The sequence below is a fragment of the Nonomuraea turkmeniaca genome (genome assembly GCF_005889735.1).
In the GTDB taxonomy this organism is placed as follows: domain Bacteria; phylum Actinomycetota; class Actinomycetes; order Streptosporangiales; family Streptosporangiaceae; genus Nonomuraea; species Nonomuraea turkmeniaca.
This window is the reverse complement of record NZ_VCKY01000352.1, coordinates 1-8139: the sequence shown is the minus strand read 5'-3', so window position 1 is coordinate 8139 and position 8139 is coordinate 1. Positions and strand designations below refer to the sequence as shown.

The 8139-nt window shown below is 68.5% G+C and carries 11 protein-coding genes; 6 read left to right on the top strand and 5 right to left on the bottom strand.

Annotation, left to right across the window (positions count from 1 at the left end):
- The 4 genes from ETD86_RS50685 to ETD86_RS50670 all read right to left on the bottom strand — a co-directional run.
- A partial coding sequence (locus tag ETD86_RS50685; protein WP_138673780.1) for a hypothetical protein occupies positions 1-306 on the bottom strand: 306 nt, incomplete at its 3' end.
- 142 nt (positions 307-448) lie between these two features.
- Positions 449-1030 (bottom strand): hypothetical protein, encoded by a 582-nt coding sequence (locus ETD86_RS50680; protein ID WP_138673779.1) that lies wholly within the window; start codon positions 1028-1030, stop codon positions 449-451.
- Positions 1031-1117: 87 nt separating this feature from the next.
- Positions 1118-1618 (bottom strand): hypothetical protein, encoded by a 501-nt coding sequence (locus tag ETD86_RS50675; protein ID WP_138673778.1) that lies wholly within the window; start codon positions 1616-1618, stop codon positions 1118-1120.
- A gap of 148 nt (positions 1619-1766) precedes the next feature.
- A complete protein-coding gene (locus ETD86_RS50670; RefSeq protein ID WP_138673777.1) occupies positions 1767-2039 on the bottom strand; it encodes a hypothetical protein in 273 nt (90 codons plus the stop codon).
- A 118-nt stretch (positions 2040-2157) separates the two neighbouring features.
- On the opposite strand from ETD86_RS50670, the gene ETD86_RS50665 reads away from it, so the two are divergent.
- From ETD86_RS50665 to ETD86_RS50640, 6 genes are read left to right on the top strand one after another with little or no spacing between them, the layout of a single operon-like run.
- Positions 2158-3303, top strand: coding sequence for a tyrosine-type recombinase/integrase (locus ETD86_RS50665; RefSeq protein WP_138673776.1), 1146 nt, complete (start codon positions 2158-2160; stop codon positions 3301-3303).
- A gap of 2 nt (positions 3304-3305) precedes the next feature.
- Positions 3306-3758, top strand: coding sequence for a hypothetical protein (locus ETD86_RS50660; protein ID WP_138673775.1), 453 nt, complete (start codon positions 3306-3308; stop codon positions 3756-3758).
- The gene (locus ETD86_RS50655; protein ID WP_138673774.1) at positions 3662-5362 is read left to right on the top strand and encodes a site-specific integrase; all 1701 of its coding nucleotides are present in this window, start codon (positions 3662-3664) and stop codon (positions 5360-5362) included. Before ETD86_RS50660 ends, ETD86_RS50655 begins: the two co-directional genes overlap by 97 nt.
- On the top strand, positions 5359-5832 hold the full coding sequence (locus ETD86_RS50650; RefSeq protein WP_138673773.1) for a hypothetical protein: 474 nt from the start codon (positions 5359-5361) through the stop codon (positions 5830-5832). Before ETD86_RS50655 ends, ETD86_RS50650 begins: the two co-directional genes overlap by 4 nt.
- Positions 5829-6440: a DUF6262 family protein gene (locus ETD86_RS50645; protein ID WP_211370843.1), complete on the top strand. Its 612-nt coding sequence runs from the start codon at positions 5829-5831 to the stop codon at positions 6438-6440. Before ETD86_RS50650 ends, ETD86_RS50645 begins: the two co-directional genes overlap by 4 nt.
- Before the next feature lie 46 nt (positions 6441-6486).
- Positions 6487-7473 carry a hypothetical protein gene (locus ETD86_RS50640; RefSeq protein ID WP_138673772.1) on the top strand — a complete coding sequence of 329 codons (987 nt, stop codon included), beginning with the start codon at positions 6487-6489 and terminating at the stop codon, positions 7471-7473.
- Between the two features lie 124 nt (positions 7474-7597).
- On the opposite strand, the gene ETD86_RS50635 is transcribed toward ETD86_RS50640, so the two are convergent.
- The gene (locus ETD86_RS50635; RefSeq protein WP_138673771.1) at positions 7598-8083 is read right to left on the bottom strand and encodes a hypothetical protein; all 486 of its coding nucleotides are present in this window, start codon (positions 8081-8083) and stop codon (positions 7598-7600) included.
- Positions 8084-8139: the final 56 nt, after the last annotated feature.

Genomic DNA, 8139 nt, shown 5'->3' with positions numbered 1-8139 from the left:
GGCCAGTTCGCTGGTCTGCTCGGCGCTGACGGAGATTTTGAGCGGGCCGAGGTCTTGGGTGACGGCGGTGAGCGCCTGGCGGAGTTCGTCGGCGTGGCTGGCGAGCGCGGCCGCGTCGAACGTGTTGTCGGCGACGCCGGCGAGGTTGCCGCACACGTTGCGCGCTGCGGCGGCGAGCGCCTCGAGGTGGGTGGCGGCCGGGCTGCCGGGGGTGGTGGCTTGGACGGCCCAGAACGCGAGCGTGGGGATGGTGACGCCGTCAGGCAGAGGTAGCAGGTCCTGAGGATGGCCGGTGACGGCTGTCATGCGGGGGATGTCCTTTCGTCTGGCGGGGTGAGGCAAGCACATTTCGGGGTTTACGTCGCGCCGTGATGTCCACCGCATGTCAACGGCGGACATCTGCCCGGGGGCCGGGTCCGCTCGTGTGTCGGCGGGCCCGGCGTCGGGGTTATTCGCCGGCGCTGGAGGGGGTGTCCTGGGGCGGCGTGTTCTGGGCCAGGCCGAAGAACAACCAGCCGATGTGCGTGGGCTGGCCGCCAGAGAGCGTGGCGCCGACGAGGCCGGACACGATCGTGCGGGTGTCGGCGTGCCGGTAGAACGTGGCCTCGGTGATCTCGCGGATGCTTTCGCCGGGGCGTAGGACGGGGTTGAGCGCTGCGGTGATGGCGTGGTTCTCGTCGCGGTAGCCGCCGGTGATGGCGCGAAGGGGGACCTCGACGCGCCGGTCGGAGCCGCCGATGGGGAGGGCGCCGCAGCGGCTGCCGTCGGCGAGCTTCTCGTGGTTGAGCAGCGACGGGTAGCGTTCGACGGCTTCCTCCAGGGTCAGGAGGGTGTCGCTGAGGACGTGGTACATGTGGGTGCCTCCGATGGTGGTGTGCCAGCGGTCGCAGCCGTCGTCGGTCTCCATGAAGGAGTCGTGGGTGTTGTCCTCGGTGGCCTCTTGGAAGACGGAGTCGAGGTCGATGCCGTCGGCGTAGTAGTGCCAGTGGGTGGTGGCTTCGTCAACGGGGGTGGCGGTCGGGACGCTCACGAGGGGGTGCCTCTCTTACGGCGTGGTGTGGTCGGGATGGGAAGGGCCCCGCCGTTCGACGGGGCCCGAGGAGCTCGGAGGGGTAAGTCAGGAGGCCGCCATGCCGAAGAACAGCCATCCGGCGTGCGTTGCTTCGCCACCTTCAACGGGGGCGCGGACGCTGCCGGAGACGATCCGGCCGGTGTCGGCGTGGTGGACAGCGTCGACCTGGAGGTAGTAGCGGTCGACGGTCTCACCCTCGCGCAGGTGCGGGGCCAGGGCGGCGTCCGCGGCTTCGTCGCGGGTGAGGTAGCCGCCGGGCTTGGCGGGGATGGCGGCGAAGATGTCGCGGCGGGTGCTGAGCACCGGGATGGCGCCGCAGTAGCCGCCCTTCTCGATGCGCGGGTCGTCGATCTTCCTTCGTGCGATCTCGAGCGCCTCGTTCAGGGGGCGGGGGGTGTCGTCCAGGACGAGGTAGCCGTCGGTCGTGGAGACGGTGCCGTTGTAGCTGCTGTGGCCGTGTTCCTCGATCGCGTCGGCGACGGCCTTCTCGTACGCCTGTCCGACGTCGGTGCCGGAGATGTAGTCCTCGAAGTTGTGGCCGCCCATCGGCATCCTCTCGGGAGCAGGTAAGGAAGGGGAGCGCAGCCGGATTCATCCCGTGCTGGCAGATAAAAACATACAGGATAGTTAATTATATGTCCATTGGGGGTTGGCGGTGCCAAGGCAGGACTGGCTGCCCTGCGTCCGGGGGTGCTCAGTCGTAGCCGGGCAGTCCGTCCAGGTGAACGCTGACGTCTCCGGCGCCGTCGGGAAACAGGAGCCGGGCGGCCCGCCCGGCAGCCTCCTGCAGGACGCTGCCCCATGCGGCGGACGGCAGCGCGGCCAGGATGTCCCCTATGAGGTGCTGGGCGACGTCGGCCTCGTCCGCGTTGGGCATGCCGGCCTGGATCGCGTGCAACGTGAGCGCGGTCGTGCCGCCGCGGCGGGCGGTGGTGAACTCTATGGGCTTCTCGCAGCAGGCGGACACGATGGCTATCTAGATGTGGCTGATCCTTATGAGGCACGTACGGTGCGACGTGGATCTTCCGCGTGGCTAACGACTATCTTCGATCTCTGAGGCTCGTTGATCTGTATCGTCGCAGGTCATGGGGGATTTCACTGCTGAGCGAGCGATCTTGCCCAGCAGTGGTGAGGCAGCGTGGGTCGTGGTCGACGCCGCGTACGACCTTCATGCCGAGGCGTGCGCGTTCCTCGCGGCTTTGAGGGCGTCGGACCGGTCGCCCAACACCGAGCGGGTGTACGCGGGGCGCGTCGCCCTGTACCTGTCGTGGTGCCAGGAGGAGCGGACCGACTGGCGTCGTGCCGGGCTGACCGGGCTGGCGCGGTTCCTGAGCTGGTTGCGGTACGAGCCGATGCCGTCCCGTCGCCGCGGGGGAATCGGCCTGGCACGGCGGCGAGCCGCCGCGACCGCCGATGCGGTGGTGGCCACGTCGTGTGAGTTCCTGCGGTTCTGCGCGATGCACGGCCTGGCCGACAAGGCGGTGGTCGAGAACCTCTTCGAACCCCGTTACCTGCGCTTCCTCCCGCCCGGCTACAACGCCGGCGAGGACGGCCAGCACCGGGTCGTCCGGTCGCGGACGATCAAGCTGAAAACCGTCGAGAAGCCCTTCGAGTGGCTGCGGCCCGAGCAGGTCGCCGCGTTGATGGCCGCGACGCGCAACGTGCGCGATCGCTTCCTGGTGGCGCTGGTGAGCACCACCGGGCTGCGCATCGGTGAGACGCTGGGCCTGCACCGCCAGGACATGCACTTCCTGTCCAGTTCCGAGACGCTGGGCTGCTCGACGTCCGGCCCGCACCTGCACGTCCGGCGCCGCCCGGACAACTGCAACGGGGCTCTGGCCAAGTCCCGCTACCCGCGCTCCATCCCGGTGCCGGAGACGGTGATCGACTTCTACGCCGATTACACCCACGAGCGCTGGCAGCTGCTGGGCGAGGACGAGAACCCGTTCGTCTTCGTCAACCTCTACCGGCCGCCGCTGGGCCGGGCGATGAGCTATCCAGCGGCGAAGGCGATGTTCGACCGGCTGGCCAAGGCCACCGGGATCGCGGTCTGGCCGCATCTGCTCCGGCACACCGCAGCGACCACGATGCTGCGCCAGGGCACTCCCCGGGATGTGGTCCAGGAGGTGCTCGGCCACGCCTCACCAGCGTCGATGCAGCCCTACAGCCACGTCGACGATCAGGACAAGCGCGACGCCGTCGAGCGGGTGGCGCGTCAGGCACGGAGGTAGCGATGAGCACCAGCCTCGCCCGGCAGCCAGAGCAGCGGCCGCAGCCGGAGATCGGTCTGGATCTGGCGACCTGGGCGGCGTGGCTGCGGCAGGAGGTTCAGACGCCGTGGCGGCCCGGGGAATGGGATCCGGAGGCGTGCCTGTTCACGGCCGACCCGGCCCATCCCCAGGCCACCATCAGCAAGTGCGCGACCGTCGCCTGCCGCACCATCTTGAAGGGGAAACGGAAGGCCCTCTGCACGACCTGCGCGAGGGCGCTCACCCACAGCGGCCTGGATCGCGAGACCTTCGAGGCGACCTTCGTGCCCCCGGCCCAGCAGTCACCGGGCCAGTGCCTGGTCAGCGTGGACGGCACCCCGTGCCCCCGCACGGCGGAGGGCAGCAACAGGGCGGCAAGCTCTGCCGCGGGCACTGGACGCGGTGGAAGCGAGCCCAGCGCCGCGAGCCGGAGCTGATCTTCGAGCAGTGGCTGGCCACGTGCGCCACCTCGTTCACCGACGAGCTGGGTGATGCCGGAAAGTGCGTCGTCACCAGCTGCGACATCGCGCCCTGCGGGAGCGCCGGCCTGTGTCACTCGCACTACGGCAAGTGGCGCAGATTCATCAGGGCCGGTGGAACGGACGATGCCCCGACGTGGGCGCGCCAGCAGATGCAGCGCCTCAGCGGCGCCCAGTTCTCCTTGATCGGTCTGAACGAACTCGTGCGCGACGAGGTGCTGCATTGCCTGCAGGCCCGAGAGGCCCACGGCGGGAAGATCGAGCCCGGCAGCATCAAGCGCGTGATCAGGGAGATCGAACGCCTGGGGATCAGCACGTTGACGCGCGCCGACATGAACGCCCTGGAGAAAGCGGTCGGCAAGACGGACAACTGCATCTTCCTCGTCCGCGAGATGGCCGTGATCATCGGCCGGGCGATCGATCGGTTCCGCGGTGTCGATCCGACCTCGCGCCTGGAATGGGACCTGGTGGCGGTGGGTCTGCGGTCGCCGGTCTCCCGCACGGGCCGCCGGCAGCAGCGCGGCAGCAAGAACTTCGCCGAGATCCGGCAGGCATGGCTGCGCGAGGTCGTCATGGAGTGGGCCCGGGCGACCAACCCCGACAGCCGCACGCTCAACCGATGGTTTCGAGCGGCGAAGATCGCCTCACGCGCACTGGAGCTCCGCCCGCACGGCGGGCACAACCCCGCGGCGCTGAACTACGCGGACATGACCGCGATCTATCACGCGTTCAAGAACCTGACCGGCGACTCCGGCGAGCATTACCGCGCCAAGTATCGCCAGATCATGTTCAGCCACTTCCATGTCCTGCTCGACTTCGGCCGCGCCGCCGGTCTGATGGACGCCGTCCCCGGCGCGTTCGCCCGCAACTCCCACCACCGCATCCCGAACGTCGAGGAGAACGAGGACGAGATCGGCAAGGCCATCCCCGAGACCGTCATCCGCCAGCTCGACGCCCACATCGACGATCTGGGCCGCGGCTTGCCCTACGGACGGCTCGCCGAGGACGACGTCCGGGCCATGTGCCGGATGATCTACGTGATCCTGCGGGACACCGGACGCAGACCCCTGGAAGTCGCCGCCCTCACGCGGGACTGCGTCGAGGTCATCGACGGCGAGTACAGCCTCATCTACGACAACCGCAAGGCCCGCCGCCTACGGCGCCGCCTGCCCATCACTCAGGACCTGGCGCGGCAGATCCTCGACTGGCGACAGCAGGTCACCCGCCTGCCCATCCCCGCCATCAGCCGCGACTGGCTGTTCCCGGCGATCAGCGACAGCAACGGCACGCCACACCTCTACCCGCCGACGATCAGCCGCATCGTGCGCCAGTGGGCGGACGCCATCCCGCGTCTGGACAGCGAGGTTCCCGGTCCGGACGGCAGGCCGCTGCCCTTCGACCGGGCGCTCATCTTCCCCTACGGATTCCGGCATGCCTACGCCCAAAGACACGCCGACGCCGGCGTCCCCCTCGACGTGCTCCGGGACCTCATGGACCACAAAAACGCCCAGGTCACGCAGGGCCAGAGCAGGTCACCGCCAAACGCAAGCGCGAGGCGATGAAAGCGCTCAGCCGCCACGTCATCGACCGCAACGGGCACCCGGCCGCCTTCGGCTCGGCCACCGCCTTCGATCTGCGCTCGGTGGCCGTCCCGTTCGGCAATTGCACCGAACCCAGCAACGTCAAGGCCGGCGGCCAGCAGTGCCCGATCCGCTTCCAGTGCGCCGGTTGCGGCTTCTACCGGCCCGACCCCTCCTACCTGCCGGCCATCGAGGAGCACCTCAACAGCCTGCGCGCCGACCGGGAAACGGCCACCGCGCTGGACGTCGACGACTTCGTCATCCGCAACCTCACCGACCAGATCACCGCGTTCGGGCAGGTGGCCGACATCATGCGGGAATCGCTGGCGACGCTGCCCGCCGACGAGCGGCGCGAGGTCGAGGAGGCCGGCAGGGTGCTGCGCCGATCCCGGGCCGCCCGCGGCCGGCTGCTGCCCATCGTCGAGGTCACCCAGCCGCCGGCCGCGCCATGACCGCGCGCGCCCGTTCCACCGACGGCATGCACCAGGCGCGCCGGGCCGACAGCGAACACAAGCGGCAGCGCGCCCTTCAAGCCGTCCAGGAACTGGAGGCGGCCGGCGAGCCCATCACCTTCGCCACCGTCGCCCGACGCGCCGACGTGTCCACCTGGCTCGTCTACGCGCCGGGCGTCAAGGAAGCCGTCTTGGCCGCCCGTGATCGCCAGCGCGCCACGCCAGGCCCTTCCACGCAGGCCAGCCCGGAGGTTCCCGCCACCGGGCTGCGCACCGATCTGGCCCTGGCCCGAGCCGAGATCACCCGGCTCCGTCAGGAACGCGACGCGCTCCGCGCCGGGATGCAGCGCGCCCTGGGCGCTCGCCTGGACCAGCTCGGCCGACAGGACCTGATCGACCGCATCGACGAACTCACCCGGCACAACGAGCATCTGCTGGGCGAAGTGGACAGGCTGACGGTCCAGCGCGATGCCCTCAGCCGGCAAGTCCCCGCGTTGGAGGAAGACCTGGCCGCCGCCCGGACCAGCCTGCGCCGCATGATCCGCGAAGGCAACCTGCCCGACCGCGCCGACACCCACCCCGCTTCCGACCGCGACAAGCAGTCCTAACCGGCATAGCACCGGATCATGCCTAGACCTCCGCACGCCCTGCGTGATGCCGTTGGAAGACCCTTCAGGCGAGGCCGAAGACGGAAGAGGAGGGATCGCTTTGGCAGGCCAATCCGATGATGTGACCCGCGAGAAGATGACCAGGGATCTTGGGATAACGTTCCGCAACTGGTGCATCGAGCGGTTCAATATCGGCTCCCGCGAGCAGCTCGAAGAGATCGCCGAGCGCTCCCGCTACTTGACCGCCGAGCAGGTCGCCAACGTGGTGGATGGCAGGACTCCACTGATCTCCGCTGAGGGGATCCTCGTCCTGCAGGCAGTGCAGGCGGATGTCGGCGTCTGGATCAACGCCTGGCTGGCGTTGCTGGGCCTTGTCCCCCCAACGGACTTTTCGGCGCGCGTCGCTCACAACATGAACCCGGTGGAACGCGCGGTCGGCGACAGCATCCACTACGCCTTCCAGCGACACGTGACCGAACAGCAACGCGTTCCCGTGATCCTGCCCCGCGTTCGCGGCGACACGATCCCTGTCTTGATCTATCTCACGGACGAGACCGGGCACGAGGACGTCGAGCGGGCGCTGAACATCGTTCTCGATGAGTTCGGCCTTCCCGTCTCCGACGCGGCACCGGCCATGCACGGATCGTGGCTTCGAAGGCTACGGGCGATCGTTCGCGACACAGCTGCCGCTGAGCCCACCAAGCAGCTCGCCGACGAAGTCCATCGCGCTCTGCAGCTCAAGCATCTTCACGAAGCGCAGTCCCGGGTGGACCAGGCGCAAGCTGAGGCCGTGGCCCAGCTCATCCAGGCGCTGGAGGGCACTGGCAGCGCGGTGCTCATGATCGGCTCCGTCATGATCCTCAAGACCGGTGGAACGATCTCATCGCGGACATTGAGCCAACGAGAGCTGATCTTCCTCGAACGAAACCCAGGGCTTATCAGTGATCCCCACCAGCTACTCCGGCAGCTGACGTTTCATGCCGCAGCCACCGGGCCGTTCCCGGAGGAAGGACCTGCGGCGGTCCCCGGCTGATCGTGAACACTGAGCGGTCATCGTGCTGTCATCACGCCTTGGTTCCACCCCAGACCTGCGAGCGTTGAGAACGTGCCTCACATGTCTGAACCACACGCAGGGCTCTCACCTGCGCAAACGATGATCAGCTATAGATAACAATGGTGCCGTAGGAGTCGCCGCGGGTGATGATGTCGCAGCGCTCGCCGCAGCCTGGGCACGTGTTCCGATCGGGTTCTTCAGGTTGCTCATCGCGCCGACCGGTGCCGGTGCCGTCAGTTGTGGCGGGAGCTTCGGGCATCAGGCGCACGCCGTAGAAGCTGGCGCCGTGTTCGTCAACGCGTACGACCGACTCGGCGGCGATGCCGGCCTGGCGGAGCTGGTGGAGGTGCGCGCGTACGCTCCATCCTCTGTGGATGTCCAGGAACGCCTCTGCGGTGACGATCCTGGTGGCGCGGCTTCGTTCGTAGGAGATGACGGCAGGTCCCGCGAACGGCAGGTCGTCGTCGGAAGGGTTCCAGGCGTTCTCTCCGCCGTGCAGCCGGATCAGAAAGCGGTGGGAGGCGGAGTCTCCCGCGCGGGTGACGGGGTGGCGGTCAAGGTGGTCGCGGATGACGCGTTCGGTCGTCAAAGTCGGTTCCTTCGTGTTGGGCGCTGCAGGAAGCGGTGTTGCTGGTGGTGGGGCTG